The organism is Thermococcus eurythermalis, assembly GCF_000769655.1.
Classification (GTDB): domain Archaea; phylum Methanobacteriota_B; class Thermococci; order Thermococcales; family Thermococcaceae; genus Thermococcus; species Thermococcus eurythermalis.
In genome coordinates this window covers 1,555,203-1,571,455 of sequence record NZ_CP008887.1, presented here as the reverse complement: position 1 = coordinate 1,571,455, position 16,253 = coordinate 1,555,203, and the positions used below count along the sequence as shown (strand labels likewise).

At 54.2% G+C, this 16,253-nt stretch carries 17 protein-coding genes and 1 tRNA gene; 9 read left to right on the top strand and 9 right to left on the bottom strand.

The window, feature by feature from the left end; all coding sequences use genetic code 11:
* The first annotated feature begins 11 nt into the window (after positions 1–11).
* Positions 12–1,217 carry a hypothetical protein gene (locus tag TEU_RS08485; RefSeq protein WP_227738696.1) on the top strand — a complete coding sequence of 402 codons (1,206 nt, stop codon included), beginning with the start codon at positions 12–14 and terminating at the stop codon, positions 1,215–1,217.
* Here TEU_RS08485 and TEU_RS08480 read toward each other — a convergent pair.
* Positions 1,204–1,626, bottom strand: a complete 423-nt coding sequence (locus tag TEU_RS08480; RefSeq protein WP_050003367.1) for a hypothetical protein — start codon at positions 1,624–1,626, stop codon at positions 1,204–1,206. The genes TEU_RS08485 and TEU_RS08480 overlap by 14 nt on opposite strands.
* An 81-nt stretch (positions 1,627–1,707) precedes the next feature.
* Between TEU_RS08480 and TEU_RS08475 the strand changes: the two genes are divergently transcribed.
* On the top strand, positions 1,708–2,412 hold the full coding sequence (locus TEU_RS08475) for a nucleotidyltransferase domain-containing protein (RefSeq protein WP_050003366.1): 705 nt from the start codon (positions 1,708–1,710) through the stop codon (positions 2,410–2,412).
* Between the two features lie 5 nt (positions 2,413–2,417).
* On the opposite strand, the gene TEU_RS08470 is transcribed toward TEU_RS08475, so the two are convergent.
* The 4 genes from TEU_RS08470 to TEU_RS08455 all read right to left on the bottom strand — a co-directional run bounded on the left by TEU_RS08470 (position 2,418) and on the right by TEU_RS08455 (position 7,071).
* On the bottom strand, positions 2,418–3,434 hold the full coding sequence (locus tag TEU_RS08470) for a M42 family metallopeptidase (protein WP_050003365.1): 1,017 nt from the start codon (positions 3,432–3,434) through the stop codon (positions 2,418–2,420).
* 45 nt (positions 3,435–3,479) lie between these two features.
* Complete coding sequence (locus tag TEU_RS08465) at positions 3,480–3,977, bottom strand: hypothetical protein (protein ID WP_050003364.1); 498 nt, start codon at positions 3,975–3,977, stop codon at positions 3,480–3,482.
* The gene (locus TEU_RS08460) at positions 3,977–6,532 is read right to left on the bottom strand and encodes a hypothetical protein (RefSeq protein WP_144244840.1); all 2,556 of its coding nucleotides are present in this window, start codon (positions 6,530–6,532) and stop codon (positions 3,977–3,979) included. Before TEU_RS08460 ends, TEU_RS08465 begins: the two co-directional genes overlap by 1 nt.
* Positions 6,533–6,615: 83 nt before the next feature.
* A complete protein-coding gene (locus TEU_RS08455; RefSeq protein ID WP_050003362.1) occupies positions 6,616–7,071 on the bottom strand; it encodes a hypothetical protein in 456 nt (151 codons plus the stop codon).
* Between the two features lie 259 nt (positions 7,072–7,330).
* Between TEU_RS08455 and TEU_RS08450 the strand changes: the two genes are divergently transcribed.
* Genes TEU_RS08450 through TEU_RS08435 form a run of 4 tightly spaced genes read left to right on the top strand, consistent with a single transcriptional unit; the run spans position 7,331 to position 10,731 of the window.
* A complete protein-coding gene (locus TEU_RS08450; RefSeq protein WP_050003361.1) occupies positions 7,331–8,320 on the top strand; it encodes a hypothetical protein in 990 nt (329 codons plus the stop codon).
* Positions 8,321–8,324: 4 nt separating this feature from the next.
* Positions 8,325–9,221, top strand: coding sequence for a zinc ribbon domain-containing protein (locus tag TEU_RS08445; protein ID WP_050003360.1), 897 nt, complete (start codon positions 8,325–8,327; stop codon positions 9,219–9,221).
* Between the two features lie 18 nt (positions 9,222–9,239).
* Positions 9,240–9,734 carry a hypothetical protein gene (locus tag TEU_RS08440; RefSeq protein ID WP_050003359.1) on the top strand — a complete coding sequence of 165 codons (495 nt, stop codon included), beginning with the start codon at positions 9,240–9,242 and terminating at the stop codon, positions 9,732–9,734.
* A gap of 1 nt (position 9,735) precedes the next feature.
* A complete protein-coding gene (locus TEU_RS08435) occupies positions 9,736–10,731 on the top strand; it encodes an SPFH domain-containing protein (RefSeq protein WP_050003358.1) in 996 nt (331 codons plus the stop codon).
* A 199-nt stretch (positions 10,732–10,930) separates the two neighbouring features.
* Here the strand turns inward: TEU_RS08435 and TEU_RS08430 are convergent.
* The 3 genes from TEU_RS08430 to TEU_RS08420 all read right to left on the bottom strand — a co-directional run bounded on the left by TEU_RS08430 (position 10,931) and on the right by TEU_RS08420 (position 12,484).
* A tRNA-Met gene (locus TEU_RS08430) sits at positions 10,931–11,008 on the bottom strand.
* Between the two features lie 74 nt (positions 11,009–11,082).
* On the bottom strand, positions 11,083–11,925 hold the full coding sequence (locus TEU_RS08425; RefSeq protein ID WP_144244839.1) for an SLC13 family permease: 843 nt from the start codon (positions 11,923–11,925) through the stop codon (positions 11,083–11,085).
* Positions 11,926–12,259: 334 nt separating this feature from the next.
* Complete coding sequence (locus TEU_RS08420; protein WP_050003357.1) at positions 12,260–12,484, bottom strand: hypothetical protein; 225 nt, start codon at positions 12,482–12,484, stop codon at positions 12,260–12,262.
* 303 nt (positions 12,485–12,787) lie between these two features.
* Between TEU_RS08420 and TEU_RS08415 the strand changes: the two genes are divergently transcribed.
* The 3 genes from TEU_RS08415 to TEU_RS08405 are packed head-to-tail and all read left to right on the top strand — an operon-like array spanning position 12,788 to position 15,674.
* The gene (locus tag TEU_RS08415) at positions 12,788–13,948 is read left to right on the top strand and encodes an aconitase X catalytic domain-containing protein (protein WP_050003356.1); all 1,161 of its coding nucleotides are present in this window, start codon (positions 12,788–12,790) and stop codon (positions 13,946–13,948) included.
* Between the two features lie 9 nt (positions 13,949–13,957).
* Positions 13,958–14,350 (top strand): DUF126 domain-containing protein, encoded by a 393-nt coding sequence (locus TEU_RS08410; protein ID WP_050003355.1) that lies wholly within the window; start codon positions 13,958–13,960, stop codon positions 14,348–14,350.
* A gap of 40 nt (positions 14,351–14,390) precedes the next feature.
* On the top strand, positions 14,391–15,674 hold the full coding sequence (locus tag TEU_RS08405) for a site-2 protease family protein (RefSeq protein WP_050003354.1): 1,284 nt from the start codon (positions 14,391–14,393) through the stop codon (positions 15,672–15,674).
* On the opposite strand, the gene TEU_RS08400 is transcribed toward TEU_RS08405, so the two are convergent.
* The gene (locus TEU_RS08400; RefSeq protein WP_227738695.1) at positions 15,667–16,227 is read right to left on the bottom strand and encodes a hypothetical protein; all 561 of its coding nucleotides are present in this window, start codon (positions 16,225–16,227) and stop codon (positions 15,667–15,669) included. The genes TEU_RS08405 and TEU_RS08400 overlap by 8 nt on opposite strands.
* Positions 16,228–16,253: the final 26 nt, after the last annotated feature.

Genomic DNA, 16,253 nt, shown 5'->3' with positions numbered 1-16,253 from the left:
AATCACTCTGAGTGAGTTGGGTTGGGGTGAGGATATTGATTTCGCCGGGTATTGACTCTTCACCTGAAGAGCTTGAGGAGTTGGGGTTCAAATATATAGATGAGGGAAAAACGAAGGAGGGCCTCAAGCTAATCCTCAAGGCGGCCAAGGGGTATGAAGAGAAAGACGATAAGGAGAACGCCGCGAGGCTGTACCGCTATCTCGGCTACTTCCTTGCCAGGCGCGTTGGAATCGAGAAGGCCAAGCCCTCACTCCTCAAGAGCACTTACCTCTACATAGACCTCATTGAGGAGGAGATTTCAAAACCTGAAGTGGACATAGACGTCCTCGACGAGTACTGCTTCCGCGTCCTTGAAGTGTTTGCAATGCTAAACGACACCCGCCTACTCACCAAGTATGCCTCCGAGTTCGCCGGCATATACGAAGACCTCGGGGAGTCCTACGAGAGTGCAGAAGACGTAACCTTTGCAATCAGAGCCTATGAGTCGGCCTTCAGGTACTACAAGCTTGCGGGTCTGGAAGACGGGGCCAGGAAGATAACTGAAAAGCTCATCAGCCTTTACGGCCAGATAGCGGAGGCAAAGCTCGGTGAGGGCGACATTGGGGCGGCGGCAGATGCCTTCTACGAGCTGGCGCGCTATACGAGGGTCATATTTGGCTACGATGCCCACTTCAAGGAGATGATGGACACCGCCGCGAGGAACTACGAGAGGGCGAGCAAGCTGGCCTACTCTGAGGGAGACCTCAACGGAACCACGAGCTATCTCGTCAAGGCCCAGTATGCGTACCTTCTGGCCGGAAACAGCGGGAGGGCAAAGCTGATAGGAATAAACACTGTCAGAATGCTCAACCAGGTCATTAGCGCCCACCGCGCCTCTGGAAACGACAAGATGGCGTCTGAAAAGCTCATGGAAACTGCAGAGGCGTTAATTGGGGTTGGAAAGCTTGAAGAAGCCATGGGTGCCTACAAGAATGCCCTTGAGCTCGAGGGTGGGCTCAAACACAGAACCCGCATCAGGCTGGCGGTTGCCAAGGTTTACGCCTCTCAAAAGGGCTCGGAGGAAGTTCTTGAAAAAGTTGACTTGGTGGAGTTCCACCTGAAGAAGAACAACCTCCACAAGGCATTTGACATCGTTGATGGAATACTCCTTGAGAAAGAGGAGCTTACAGAAGCAAGAAGAAAAATACTGGAAGCAGAGGGAATCACTGAGTTCTGAGTTCCGCCCTCGGAACTGGGATGTGGTACGGAAGGCGCATCTCCTTGGCGATGACGGTCAGCATGGGCAATAGCTGGACTGAAAGGAAGTTAATAACTTCCACAAAGAGACGGGAGTCCACTTTCTTCTCTTCTTCCCATATGTTCAGGATTTCATCAGTCTTGTCCTTCTGGGGAGGAAGGTATAGTATTGAGCCTTCAATAACTGCCCGGGCTATCTGGGGGTTGTATGAAATCTCATAGGCAAACAGGACTTCGATTCCAGTTACTTTTCCAGTGGGCGTTCTCACTTCGCCGAGGCGAAGCTCCTTGATCCTTGGTGAGAGTTTAACCTCAACCTGTCCGGATGCAATGTTCTGAGCATCCCTCTCAACATCAACCTTGGTTATGTTGTACCCTAACACCGGCATCTTTTTCACCACCTCGAAGTTTACCGGGCTGTATAAAACGCTATCGGTAGGCCTTTAAAAGTTTCAGACATAGTTTAGTTGATGCCGCGGGAAAAAGTAGTCCGTGTGTGGGACGAGAGGGAAGTTGTCTACACCCCCAAGAGGTGGCGCTACCTCTGGGAGAAAAGGGAAAAGGCCCTGAAAGTAATGGAGCGCCTGAGCCAGTTCGACCCCCTGCTCTACGGCAGCGTAGCGAGGGGAGACGTGAGGCGGGACAGCGACATTGACATTTTCATTCCAATCCGGGTTCCGAGCTACCTCATCGAGCTCGCCCTTGAGGGCCTCGTGGGGAGAAGGAGGATAGTCATGGCAACCCCCTGGCACCTGATAAAGGGAGTAATTGAGATAGACGAGGAGACGACGGTAACGTTCCCCCTAATCGAGCCGACCGACAGGGAGCTTGAGTTCTACCGCTGGGGAGGGGCGATTGATTTATGGGGTGTCAAGACTAAGGAGCGCGTCCCAGGCGTCAACAAGAAGCTGATTCTGATAATTCCCACCGAGAAGGGCCACATCGAGCGCGAGGTCGTTGGGAGGGAGAGCGAGGTCGCTAAAATCCTCGGCGTGAGCGTGGATATAGTTACCGAACGCGTCCATGTTCTCACGAGGAGAGATTCAATTGGAAGGACGGGGATTTACCTCAACGAGGAAGTCCCGGACTGGATGAGCTTTGAGGAGGCCCTAAAAATAATCGCCGACCGCGACCCGAACGTGAGGAAAAAGGTGAGAGAGCGGGGGGGCGTATAGCGCTATCAGGCCCATTTCTCCTGGATATACGCCCGTATAAGCTCCTTCGTAGCGAGCAGACCCTTGACGTGAGTCCTCTCCATCCCGTGGCTCGCGTGGACGCCGGGCCCGATGAGGGCAACGCGGAAGTCCCAGCCGGCCCTTAAGGCCGCGGAACCGTCTGAGCCGTAGTAGGGGAAGACGTCAACCACGTAGGGAATGTTGTTCTTCTCTGCAAGCTCTATGAGCTTGGTCGTCATCTCGTAGTCGTAGGGCCCGCTTGAGTCCTTGGCCGCTATTGAAACGGCCGTTTCCTTGCCGGCAACGCCGTCTCCGACGACGCCCATGTCAACGACAAGGAGCTCTTTTGTTGTCGGCGGGTAGCCCGCGGAGCCGCCGTGACCGACTTCCTCATAGGGCGAGAAGAAGAACGCCACGGGGAGCTTTTCGAGGGTCTCGGCACCTAAATCGAGCATTAAGTCAATCATCACAGCCACGCTCGCCTTGTCGTCTAAAAAGTGGGCCTTGACGAAGCCGTTCACGTACTCGAACTTCGGGTCGAAGGCTATGAAGTCGCCCGGCCTTATGCCGAGCTTCTCTGTATCTTCCTTCTTCTCTACCAGCTCGTCCAGGCGGATGTACATGTTCTCCTCCTTGCGCTCCTTCTTTCCGGCCTCCTTGTTGACGTGGACGCTGGGGTTCTTGAGGAGAAGCGTTCCGCGGTACTTCTTCCCCGAGCGGGTGATTATCGTGCAGTACTCGCCCTCGAAGGCCGGGAGGTGGAGGCCGCCTACCCTCGTGAAGCTCAGGTGCCCGTTCGACAGGATCCCCTTAACCATCGCGCCGAGGGTGTCAACGTGGCCCGCTATAACGAGCTCCGGCTCTGGGTGGTTGTAGGCGAGCAGGGCCCCCTTGTTGGTGTAGCGGGTCTTTATCCCTGCCTTGTCGAGCGTTTTCTCAATGTGTGCGAGAACCTCCTTAGTGTAGCCGGTCGGGGAAGGAATTTCAAGGATTTCTCTCAGAATCTCAACGACGCGCTCCATCGAAACCACCATTAAAAGAAAAATCGAAAGGGATAAAAAGCTATCTCAGAAGACCCAGAGCCTCGCTTCCTTGTACTCCTTGAAAGGTATTGCCTGGAGCGTGGGCTTTATTTTCTCAAACGTTTCCGTGGCGACGTAGAACTTTATCGAGCCATTGGGGGCTTTAAGCTCGACGGGAGTCTGGCCGTTGGCCTCGTTGCCCAGAAGGCCCTTTCCTCGCTTTACTGAGGTCTCTTCAACCCTTGCCACAAAGCTTCTGGCGCTCTCCCTGGCGTAGTCGTCTATGTGCTCCACGAAGTTTGGGGGAAGCTCAAGGGACGACAGGTAGTTCCTGACTGCCTCTTCGTATTCCTCCCTAGCTTTGGCGGCGGTGTAGGTTGAGATGTACGCTCCCCCGTACATCAGGCCCCTTTTGAGGGCGTCGCCCCACGTCCCTTCCTTCATCCTGATGTAGTAGACCTTGTCCCCTACTACCGCCCATATTCCGAACTTGGGCTTTCCCCTTGCTATTTCCTGTACGGGAACTATTAACTGGGCATCCATCAGCTACCACCTCCTTGTATTTCGAAGTTGTAGAAGGAGCCATCAGCTCCCAGGCCAAGAACCTTAATCCAGTCCCATTCCGGCCTGTAGTCAAAGGTGAACTTCACAAGCGGTGCCGGGAGGTAGAACGTCTTCCTGAGGGCGAACTCATAGGCCCGCTTCTGGTCGTTCCACGTGTGCTGGTAAACCGGGAGCTTTCCGTCACTGAGCGACAGTGCTATGAATTCTTCACCACCGTAGTCCCCGTAGAGGCCGACGACGTTTGATATGGAAACGTAGGATCCCTTCTCGACGGTCATCGTTTTCTCGGTGTCCGAGTAGTCCGGCGCAAGGCCGTAGAGCTGACCGTTTGAGTAGGCGAGCAGTTCGTTCAGGTACCAGTAGTGGTAGGCACCAATCAAATCCACGCGGTCGTCTATTCTGTAAACGTTGGTGTCCTCCCCATAGTGGCCAACGGGATTCGGGACGAGGTAGGTTCCCTCATCGGTTAGAACGACAATGAAGTCCTCCGCTATGTATGGGTTGACCTCCCTTATCCTGTCTGGCAGGCTGTAAACCCTTGGCTCGACCGTTATGCTGGCCCCTTCATCCCACATCTTGTAGGCCGTATCAGAATCATAGACATAAATTCTGAGCTCGTTGTCCTTCCATGCATAGAAGAGGTAGTTCGACCAGAAGTACTGGACGAGCACTCCAGAGGCGTCAAAGTCGTAAACGACGTCACTCTTGAAGGTGTTCCATTCTACATCATTACCGGAGTGCCACTCAAGGCCCATCAGTACGTGGAGCTTTCCGTTCTCGTCAACCATAGCCGCGTAGTCTCCGTTAGGTATCGCGTAGTATAGTTTAGTCTTTGTGGGGAGGACGGTTATCCTCACACTCCCGGTATCGTGCGGGTCTATGTTGGGGTTATCCGTTTTCCCGTCGAAAAAGTCCTGGTCCCAGGGGACTATCCGGATGACCTTATCACCGTCAAGGAGGAATAAGGTGTTTTCATAGCCGTACGGGAAGTAGTAGAGCCTGCCTGTCCTTGGTGTTATCTTTATCCCGCGGTAGCTGTAGCCCTCTTTGGCGTAAACGAGCCCTTCCACCGTGTAGGCGTTTTCAAGGAAGTTTTTGAGCTGGTCTTCAAAAGAAGCCTCTGTTCCCTGCCCGCTTTCCGAAGTTCCTGTTGAAGTACTCCCTCCCGATTCTCCTGAGGTTCCTGATGAAGTTCCCGAGCCCCCTGACTCTTCGGCCGTGCCTTCGGATTCACCACTCTGAGATTCACCCGTTTGCTCGGTCTTTAGAACCTCGAACAGCCTGTAGTACTTCCCATCATCGCCCCAGAAGGCTATGACCCCCACGTCCCAGCCGTCAATGTGGCCGGAGGCCCACACCGGCTTGACTGGGAGGTCGAGATACCCGACCAGGGTCGTTTCGTGATAAGTGAAGTCGAAGGTGTAGAAGTAAGCCCTGTTTCCTTTCAGCGCCACGAATTCAACCCCACTGCTCGGGAGGTAGACATAAACGCTCTCGTACCCTTCGAGCTTAATCTCAGCCTGATAATCATCGTCGAGTTTTCCGTCCTCGAAGACCATCAGCTTGAGGGTCTTCCCGTCGTAGACCGAAACAAGGTCGTAGTCACCTCCCTCATCAAGCGATAGCTGGGCGTTTTCACCGACGTCAACTTCCGCTGAGACCTTAACTCCCTCCGGGCCATCAACGGTGTTTATGACGTAGAGCTTTCCGCCACTCAGGACGTAGATGCCCTGCTTTCCAACCAGCACGTCCCTTACGTTGTCAAATGAGAACCTTTTGGCTTCGGCTTTCTGGCCTTCCCCCTTCGTGAAGTCGAGGAGATTCTCGTAGTCCCAGCCAATTACGTAAACCTCGTTGCCGTTCCATGCGACGTAATAGACGTACTCATCGTCCTTTTCGGAACCCGCCGCCACGTGTTTAACGTTCAAATCCCAGCTCTCGACCCGTTTGGTCTTGTAGAAGTAGACGACCTTCCTGTCATCTTCGCTCGGCCAGCTTTTCCTCTCGTCCAGGTCGTACACGACGAGGTAGAGCTTTCCGTCGGCCCCAACGGTTAGTATCGAGTCCTGCGGGCCGGCGAAGGTGAACTCCACTCCTTTAACTGGCATCTTGAGCACGATGAAGGGGTAGACCTCTAAGGTGCCGTCCGTATACACCTGTGAAAAGCTCTCGTCAGAGTACTGATAGATGTAAAGGTTCCCTCCCGAGTAGAACATCGGGGCGTAGTCAAAGAGTGTGTTGTAGGCGTTGCCATTGCTCATCCATGAAGAGCCGTCAACGTGGACCGTTATTCCTTTGAGGCCGTTCTCGTTGAATAGCTCAACGTGTCCCCTCTGGCCGATTTCTTCAGGACTGCTAACCGTCCCCCCGCTCTCAGACGGCGATTCCCCCGTTGTGCCTTGATTTCCCCCGGCCGTTGTTTGCTGAGAAGTTCCAGTTTGCCCTCCCCCGGTGGACTTCTCGCTCGTTCCGCCCATGCAACCCGCTACCAGTACCACCCCTACTATCAACAACGCTATTAGGGCTTTCCTCAATCTGCCCACCCCCAACGGTGAGTGGAAAGAAAAGAAAGCACATTATCTCCAAGATGGCCAACCTGCTTGCTGACCTGAACTTTTTACTTTAGAATCTCCCCCACTTCGGCCAGCATCTTCTCGTAGTCCGCCTCGGTCATGCGTATCTTGACCTTGTCCCCCTCCCAGAACGTCACCTCTTTTCTTTCTATCGTTTCTTCCTCCTCTCTTGAGAAATCGAACCAGTCTATCTCCTCTTCTTCCTCGCCATACTCATCGTAGGGCTCTATTTCGCGGTAGCACTTAACAATGATCTTCTTTTTCCGCGATTTCCTGAAGATCCCAACCTCAACCTCTTTGACGGTGACGTCCTCTATGGCGAACCAGGCTGAGGTGCTGTACTTTCCTCCGTATTTTGTGTCCGCCTCTATCTCAACTCCGTAAGGCCTGAGCTTCTCCCACTTTTCGGCCAGTTCCTCGGCCGGTATCTTGAAGGTCTTGTGGCGTACGGATTTAACAAAGCTGGAAGCGGCACTCTTCAGGGAGTCCATAAACCCCATTTTCTACGCCCCCTTAGTGGGTAACCGGCCTCAAAATAGCAAAAGAGGCCGGAGCATAACTTTGTGGTTTAAACAATATGATTGAGCTCAGGGTATATTCCCCTATGTTAATCTTTTTAGTGTATTAGTGCTATATTACCTTTTCTCTTAATCATCCTATTGATATCTGTATGATGTTCCCCGCTTTTAATCTCGGCATTGCTCGATTTGCACAAATCCTAAATACTAAGACACACTACACTACTAAGAAGTGGTTGACATGGAGGCCCTTGCGTTTAAGTGCGAAAGGTGTGGTGCACCCCTTGAGGTGTCACCCGAAACCATTGTAGCTGTCTGTCCCTACTGTGGCTTTCCAAACCACGTCAGCGGCAACATCAAGACCGAGGAGATATACATTGTCCCATCCATCGATAAAAACGCCATAGCACGGGCCTTCTGGAGGGCAGTTGATGATGACTTCGACCTCAAGAGTATTAAGGACGAAATCCAGATAGTCGGTATAGAGGGCCACTATTCCCCCCACTGGACGGGTTTGGTGCACGTCTATGGAACCGTAAGGTACATGAAACGTGAGGAGGAGTGTCACACAGATTCAAAGGGAAACACACACTGTCAAACGGTAGAAAGGCACTATACGGAGAGGGTTGACGAGAACCTCCGTCTTCTCGGATCGGCCAGACGGCAGGTAAAGAGCTTTGGTGTCGATGACCTAATTATGCACTACTCCAAAACGCGACCCGACGACAGGAGGCTTCTGGACCTCGAAGAGGGGGAATGGGAGCGCATAAAACTTGAGATCCTGAACACGGAAATGGACGAACAGCAGGCAAAGCTGATAATGCGTGAGGATGCAATAGACGTCATCAGAAACCGCTTTCTAGCGAAGTCTGACAAGATAGAGCGCTTCAATATCCATGCCGATGAGCCGAAGAACGTCAGGCTGGTTCTCTTGCCCATGTGGACGGTCTACTACCGCTATGGGAACTCGATATTCCAGACGGTCTTCGCGGGCTGGGACGGGAAGAGGGTCGCCGCGACCGAGCCGATGAACGTCTTCAGGCAGGCCCAGTACCTTACAGGTGCAGGGGTGGGGATTGCAATAGCATCCTTTGGGGCGGCGCTGTTCTCAAGCTCCCCAGTCTTCGCGGTGTTGGCCATAGCTGGCGGCTCGGCACTGGGTTGGTTCGCGGGTAGCAAGGTGCTGGAAGGACAGAGAATTGAACGGGAGCGGAAAGGCGTCCTGGGGTGATAGCATGGAGGTCACTTGTCCCACATGCTCTGCAAAGTTTAAGGTTCCCGACACGGTGAGCGTTGCCACCTGCCCCTACTGCGGAACCACATTCCACGTTCACACCGGTGAAGAGAGTCGGGTTGACCACTTCTTCTTCCCGCCCATGAGGGAAGACCCGGCAGGGCGGCTCCTCAAGTTCCTTTCGAGACAGTACGGGGCCCCTGCTGACATAGTGGGTGCGAAGGTCACGAAAAAGGAGCTCCACTGGGTTCCAGTGTACTTCTTCTACCTCCACGGGAGGAGCAAGAGCAATGAGACAGTCGAGGAAGTCGAGTTCTTTGGCATTCCGGCGGGGTCGCCCTTTGTAGCTCTCTTAACAGAGTATCCGTTCCCGATCAGGGGAAAGCGCTTCTTCGATGATAGTATAGTGAAGAAGGGAAAGTACTACGAGCCCGACCTGGACAGGGAAAAAGCCGAAGCGATAGCACGCTCAAGGCTTGAGAGCGCTTTGAAAAAGGAAGCCAGCGAAGAAAACTCATACGCCGGTGAGCTGGAGCTAACCGTGAAGTTCCAAGGATTGGTGCACTATCCCCTCTGGGAAATCCACTACGAGTACGGGGGCGAGAACTTTGTCAACTTCGTGGACGGGACTGATGGAAGGGTCATTAGAGGGGAGTACCCCCTTATGAGCGATGCCCGAAAGAAAGCAACGCTCCTTGGCGCCGGAGTGATAGGTACCGGATTTGTGCTTGGTCTTCTTGCATCAGCGCTGACAGGAAGCCTCTGGGGTTTGGTCGGAGGACTGGCAGGTGGGTTTGCAGGCGGAGCTGGAATCTTTACGAAAGGTTCTGTTAAGAAGAGAACCATAAGCGAAGTAATCAAGGCCGGTAGAGGTAACGTTTATTTCCAACCGGTATGAAGTATGGAGGTGAACCGTATGGGGAAAGAAACTTCCATAGTTGAAAAGCTTGAGCTCATAATCCCCGGATTTCACGGCTACAAGAAGAAGGAGCTTATAAGAGAAGACGATATGCTAGTCAGGGGAAAGGTCGCCGACACCTTGGCCCAGGCGAAGAGGGAACTCGAAAGGGCACTCCAGAGGTGTGCAATGGTAAATTGCCAGCAACTGATGGGGATTGAGAACTTAAGAAAGAAGCTCATGATGCTTGAGAGCAGGATACGACATGCCGAGGCGGGCTATCGGGGCTACTTCGACAGGGTCAAGTTCAAGGAGAAAGAGCTCGAACGGCTTCTCGAATACGACGCAAAGATGATTGAAATGGCGGAGGATATACTAAACGAAGCCAAGAACATAAACGCACAGGCTGCCAATCCCCAAGCTCTGGGAATGGCCCTTTTGAACCTTGACGACAAGCTCGTGAACTTTGAGGAAGTTTTGAGCCGGAGGATGAGCTTCGCGGCGGGTGAGTGAAATGGTTCAGGTTATAGAGTGGGTCAACCCAGGAGAAGACGAGATAATCTGGCGCTACCCCAACGAGGTCATAAAGTGGGGTGCCCAGCTGATAGTCCATGAGTACGAAGTGGCAGTCTTCATGCGCGACGGTAAAATCTACGACGTCCTCGGGCCCGGAAGGCACACGCTGACCACTCAGAACTTACCGCTTCTCTACAAGCTCGTTGGTGGCTCAAACAGCCCCTTCAAGGCAACGGTAATCTTCGTCAGCATGAAGCAGTTCCAGGGACGCTACGGAGGAGAGACCCAGACTAGGGAGCTTGCCCCAGTCAAGTACTACGGTGTCTACTGGTTCAAGGTCGCTGACCCGGTGCTATTCATAACCGAAGTCGTTGGTGGCCAGAGTCTCTACGACACCCAAGACGTCACCAAGTTCATCAGGGCATACTTCAACGAGGGCATGATGAAGCATCTCTCGGCTTATTCGATAGTTGACCTCTTCCAGAACCTTGACATGGTGAGCACGCAGGTCAAGGTCAAGCTCATGGAGGACTTCCGCAGGCTGGGACTTGAACTGGTTGATGTGAAGATTGAAGGGGTAAACACCACTGACGAGTGGCGCCAGAGGCTCTTCTGGCTCATGCAGACTGGCAACGCTCAAGCGGTTATGCAAATGGACACTGTAAAGCAAGTCGCGGCCGAGCTCGGCAAGAGCCCTGGTGCCGGAATGGGGACAGGTATGGTTCTTGTTCCCCAGCTCTTCCAGCAACCTGCCCAACCGGCCCAGCCGGCTCAGCCCTACGCCGGCGCTCCTCCGGCTCCTCAGCAGCCCCCGCAAGCCGCTCCCGCCCAGCCGGCGGCGCAGCAGGAAATCTGCCCCTACTGCGGCAAGCCCATTCCACCGGGAGCGCGCTTCTGCCCGTACTGCGGACACGAAATCAAGCGTTGCCCCAACGGCCACATAGTTCCGGAAGGAGCGAAGTTCTGTCCGGTCTGCGGGGCAAAGATTGAGTGAGTTTTCCTTTTTACACTCTTTTTACATTACCATCTGTCGGTCTTTAAGAATCGGAGAGTAGGCCTTGTCTTCTTTCCTGAGAAGACCACATGATGAGCTGTAGTGACCACTTTGCGTGATCCTACTAAAAAGCACAAAACCGTGAGTTGGCACTTATAGAATAAACCCCAAACACTTAAGCACACAGCTGAAGAAAATCTGGTAGCGGGGGGAGGATTTGAACCTCCGACCTCCGGGTTATGAGCCCGGCGGGCACTCCTAGCTGCCCCACCCCGCTGCTCGACCCGTTATTTACTACCCCAAAGCTGATTTATAAAGTTTACGGTTCATAACTTCGCAGGATTCGAGATATTAAAAAAGGGCTAGAAGAACCCCTGAAAGCAAAAGGGTCACGGAGAAGTACGGGATGGAGATGCGGTGGAAGTCTTTTACGCTAACCCTTGCTATCCTGAGTGCTATCAGGTTTGCCAGGGAACCTATGACGAAGCCGTTGCCTCCAACGTTGACCCCCAGAGAGAGCGGAAGCCACTCCGGTTTGCCGGCCAGAAGGAGAACCGTTGCAGGGACGTTGCTGAACAGCTGGCTGAGGACGGCGGAAACGAGGAAGAGTTCAGAGCCCTCCCGGGGAAACTGCAGGCCCGCGTCCTTTAGTAGAAATGCAAGCTCATTGAAATCAACGAATATGAAGACGAAGGTCAGAACAAGCGCCCAGTCGAACTTCCTGAGCACTTCCCTGCCAACTAGGAGAAACGCAAGGGACGTGAACATTAGCGCAAGTGCTGGCCTCCCTGTTCTAATCAGGAGCACATCGGCTATCAGCGAGACAAGGGAAACGCCAAGGAGGGCCTTTTTGAGAGTAACTGACGGAACCCATTCAGTCGAGAGCCCCCTGTCTTTGATCCTCAGAGCGAACGCAAAAAGGACGGCGAGCCAGAGCGAAACGAAGGGGAGCATCGAACTGGTGAACTCCACGAATCCGAGGCTGTGGTTCTGCCATATTATGATGTTCTGGGGGTTGCCTATTGGAGTCAGAGCGGAACCCACGTTTGCGGCGATAGCGGAGAGCGCCACGGCCCTTCCAGTGTCCACACTGGCGAGCTCTGAGGTCGCAACGACGAGAGGAATAAAAATCAGCACTGCGGTATCGTTCATGATAACGGTCGAGGAAAGCGAAATCACAAGAATGAAGAGCATTACATTTTTCTCCGAAAGCCTCGCTCTTTAGGGGGGATGCAGTAAACTGCCCAACGAGCACTAAATCCCCGAAACCCTTTTAAACCTTACCAGCGTAATAGGGCCTTGAAGAGGCCACCGAGAAAAAACCCTACTCGAAGGGGTTTCGTTAGTGCCTATCCGTTTGGATAGGCGACGCCGTTAGGCGTCCACATTCCACGCTGACTGGTGTGGCCGTAAAAACATTGAAAGAAAGGTGGCCTTTGAGCAATAACCCCAATCCGGATTTGCCGGTAGGGGTAACGGGCCGAAGACCCGGCCCGCGGGCTGAACCGAAACCGGCAACGGGAGTAGATTATGAGCCCGCAAACCTCCCCATCAATGGCGAGGAGTTAAGCCGAACCCTCGCCCTAGCTGGGAAGGAGGTCAGAAGCCCCGTTATCGCGGAGATGCTCTTCCAGTCTATAAGCTGTGGAGTCCTGCGTGGGAGGCCGGGGTCGAATACAGTCAGGACTAAGTAAAGTCCAATAAGCGCCAGGAGGAACCATTCACGCGGGATTATACATTTAAAGCGTCTCATGACTCACTCTCCCGCCTGCTGAGCCGCGGGGCCTCATCTTGTTCCTTGTGAAAAGCACGGAAGCGGTGGGTTATAAGGCTTTCTCGCAGGGCCCCGAAAGCCCCACGATGAAGATGAGGGTGGGAAAGTTGTCCGCTACGATAGTTTCGCATGTTTTAAAAGTAGCGGATAACCAGAATGGAACTGGGAGAGTGCCATCGGCTAACCTCTGCATTCTACTGCCCGCGGTCTGCTGTGAGAACTCACCAACAACACAGACAACACTTTATAACCCTCAGGTCCCCAGTTATTTCAGGTGGTGCTATGTACCTGACAAAGGAGGAGGAGCTCATTCTGGCAGGGGAGTATGGGTACGCGCTCCAGAAGGCTATGGAAATCCTGGTCGCCCTTGGGGACATCTACGGTGCAGAGCGCCTGATACCAATAAAGAGCGCCCAGATTGCGGGCGTCTCCTACAAGAACATCGGCGACGCCGGCATTGAGTTTCTGAGGGACTTCGCTGATGCAGGTGCGAAGGTAAGCGTTTACACGACCCTCAACCCGGCTGGAATAGGCGATGACGAGTTCATGGAGAAGCAGAGGGAAGTCCTCGAACTCTACCGAGCGATGGGGATAGAGGTAACCTCAACTTGCACGCCCTACTACGGCGCAAACCTGCCGAAGTTCGGCGACCACCTGGCCTGGAGCGAGAGCTCGGCGGTGAGCTTTGCAAACTCCATAATCGGGGCGAGGACAAACAGGGAGGGCGGGCCGTCGAGTTTGGCTGCAGCTATAGTAGGGAAGACCCCTGAGTACGGCCTCCATCTCGACGAGAACAGAAAAGCCACGATAGCGGTTAAAGTGGAAGCGAACGTGAAACGCTTCGTTGACTACTCGGCCCTCGGCTACCACCTCGGGAAGGCCCTCGGGAACGACGTCCCATACCTAACGGGGCTCAGGCCTGAGAGCGTTGACCACCTCAAGGAGCTTGGGGCATCTATGGCCGCGACCGGCTCGATAGCGCTGTACCACGTCGAGGGCGAGACGCCGGAATACAGGCACGCGGTTGATGACAAGATTGAGACCCTGACCGTGGAGGAGAAAGACCTTATGGCCGTCAGAGAGAGCTTCTCGGACGACTGGAGCGAAATAGACATGATTCTAATCGGCTGTCCTCACGCCTCACTGGTGGAGATTAAGGAGATAGCCGAGCTCCTCAGAATGCGCGGAAAACCCCTCAGGATTCCGCTCTTCATTACCGCGAGCAGAACCGTAAAGGCCCTGGCGGATTCTCTCGGCTATACTGAGGTCATAGAGCGCTACAACGGCAGGATTGTCGCGGACTCATGCTTTGTTGTGTCGCCGATTAAGGGCTGGTACAGGGGCATAGCGACCAACAGCGGGAAGAGTGCCTTCTACTTCCGCTCGTTCGGCTTCAGCGTGAGGCTCGACGACGCCGAGAGGCTCATAAAGGAGGCCCCGTGAGGTGGGAGCATGAAGCTGAAGGGGAAGAAAGTGGTCGGCGGAAAGGCTGAGGGCGAGCTGATAGTCTCGCAGAAACCGCTCTCCTTCCTCGGCGGGGTTGACCCCGAGACCGGCATCGTTACGGACGCCGAGAGCGACATAAGGGGCCAGAGCGTAGCGGGCAAAATCCTTGCGTTTCCGCGCGGGAAGGGTTCCACCGTTGGCTCCTACGTAATCTACGCCCTCAAGAAGAGCGGAAAGGCTCCAAAGGCAATAATCGTGGAAGAGGCAGAAACAATAGTCGCGACCGGCGCAATAATAGCGGGCATCCCGATGGTTCAGGGGATAGACGTCTCGAAGCTGAAGAGCGGGATGAAAGTTAGGGTGGACGCGGATTCTGGGGAAGTTGAGGTCGAGGAGTAACTTTTTAACTGCCCTTTCCATTTTAGTCCAGGAGATAGCGATGCCGAGGGGAATCTACGAGTGCTTAAACTGCGGCTACCGCGAAGAGAGGGACTCCAGGGAGCCCCTCCTCGAAGGCTCGTGCCCCCGCTGTGGGGGCGATATGATCCTCGTGGGCTATGTGGAAGAGAAGGCCGGAGAGGCAGTTAGCCAGTTGTCCAAGCCGGTACAGCCCAGCCCGGCCCCTGAGAGGGAAGTTCCGCACCTGCCGCCTGAAGTCGAGTCCAAACTCAGGACGTTCTATAACCTCAGGTTTGCGGGGTTCGACGGCAGGGTCTTCGTCTTTGAGGTTGATGAAATCCTTGAATCCAACTTTGAGGTCGTTTTGAGCGAGATGGAGAAGCTCGGCTACTGGTGCGCCCTTAAAAAGCGCCACGGAAAGGTTCTCCTCCTGGTTTTCCCGGCCGGCGAGGTTAAACCCGACAACCGCTGGCTTCCCTGGGTTTTTCTGCTTGCGACGCTCGTCACGACGTTTTTCTCGGGCTACCTCCTGGCCCTGAACTACATTGGAGTCCTTGATTACTACAACCTGCCCGGCATGAGGAACCCATACCTCATAGCGCTCTCGTTCTCGGCCAGCGTTATGGCAATCCTTGGGACGCACGAGCTCGGCCACAAGATTGCCGCGGCGTACCACGGCGTCCGGGCGACGATGCCCTACTTCATACCATTCCCCTTCAGCCTCATCGGGACTCTGGGTGCTGTCATAAGGGTCAAGTCTCCCCTCCCCACGAGGAACGCGGCGATAGACCTGGGGGCCAGCGGGCCGATAGCTGGCTTTCTGGTCGCGCTCCCCGTCACGGCTATAGGCCTCAAGCTCTCAGTGGTCGTGCCTCCGGAGATGGTGCCTGCCACGGAGGGAGGCGTCTACTTCGGGACCAACCTCCTGTTTGAGCTTATGACCAAGGCCGTGCTCGGGATTCCTGAGGACTACGTGATATTCCTCCACCCAATTGCAATGGCAGGCTGGGTTGGACTGCTCGTCACGTTCCTCAACCTAATCCCGGTTGCCCAGCTCGACGGGGGCCACATCTTAAGGGCCTTCATAAGCGAGAGGGCCCACAGGATAGTAACTTACGCGGCCGCGTTCATTCTCATCGGAATGAGCTACCTGTGGAGCGGGTGGTTCATCTGGGGCCTCCTCGTGCTGTTCATAGGCTCTGCCGGGAACCCCGGGGCACTGGACGAGGTGTCGCCAATATCAAGGACGAGAATACTCCTTGCGGTGCTCGTGGCGGTTATATTCGTGCTCACGGCGACACCGGTGCCAATATGGACTACTTAGATTTCCCCGCCTCTTTCAATATCTGCTCGATGTCGTAGTATATGCTGTCCCTGGAGACCCCGAAGACCCTCGCGAGCTCGGAGATGTTGAGAACCTTCGGGTTGTAGTCGAAGGCCTCAAGAACCATCGCTATCAGCTTTCTCCTTTCCTTAAGGGTGTACTTGCCAACGGGTTTTTTCTCCTCAAAAACGTTGTAGACAACGACCCCAACGGCATAAGTCCTCCTTGTCACGGGCGTGGTGTAGGTTTTCACGTCAAAATCAACGATTTTGGCCCCCTCCGGCATGGTGGAGTTCAGCTTTTCAAGGGTTTTGTTAATGGCGTCCTCCCTGTTTTTTCCTGAGGAGAACTCGGCACGGACGACCTTGCAGGCGTTGATAGAGTGGTCAATCGCCAGGACAACACCGAGGTTCATAAAGGCTCCAAAGCTCAGCTGTATCTTTGCAGAATTTACAAAACCGGGCACGTCGCGTAAAACATTTTCTGATTTTTTGTTGATTTCCTCGATGCAATCCTCAATGCTTGCAGATTCGCAGTGGAAGCTTAGTAGCATCAATAGACACCCCTTGGAAACCTTGC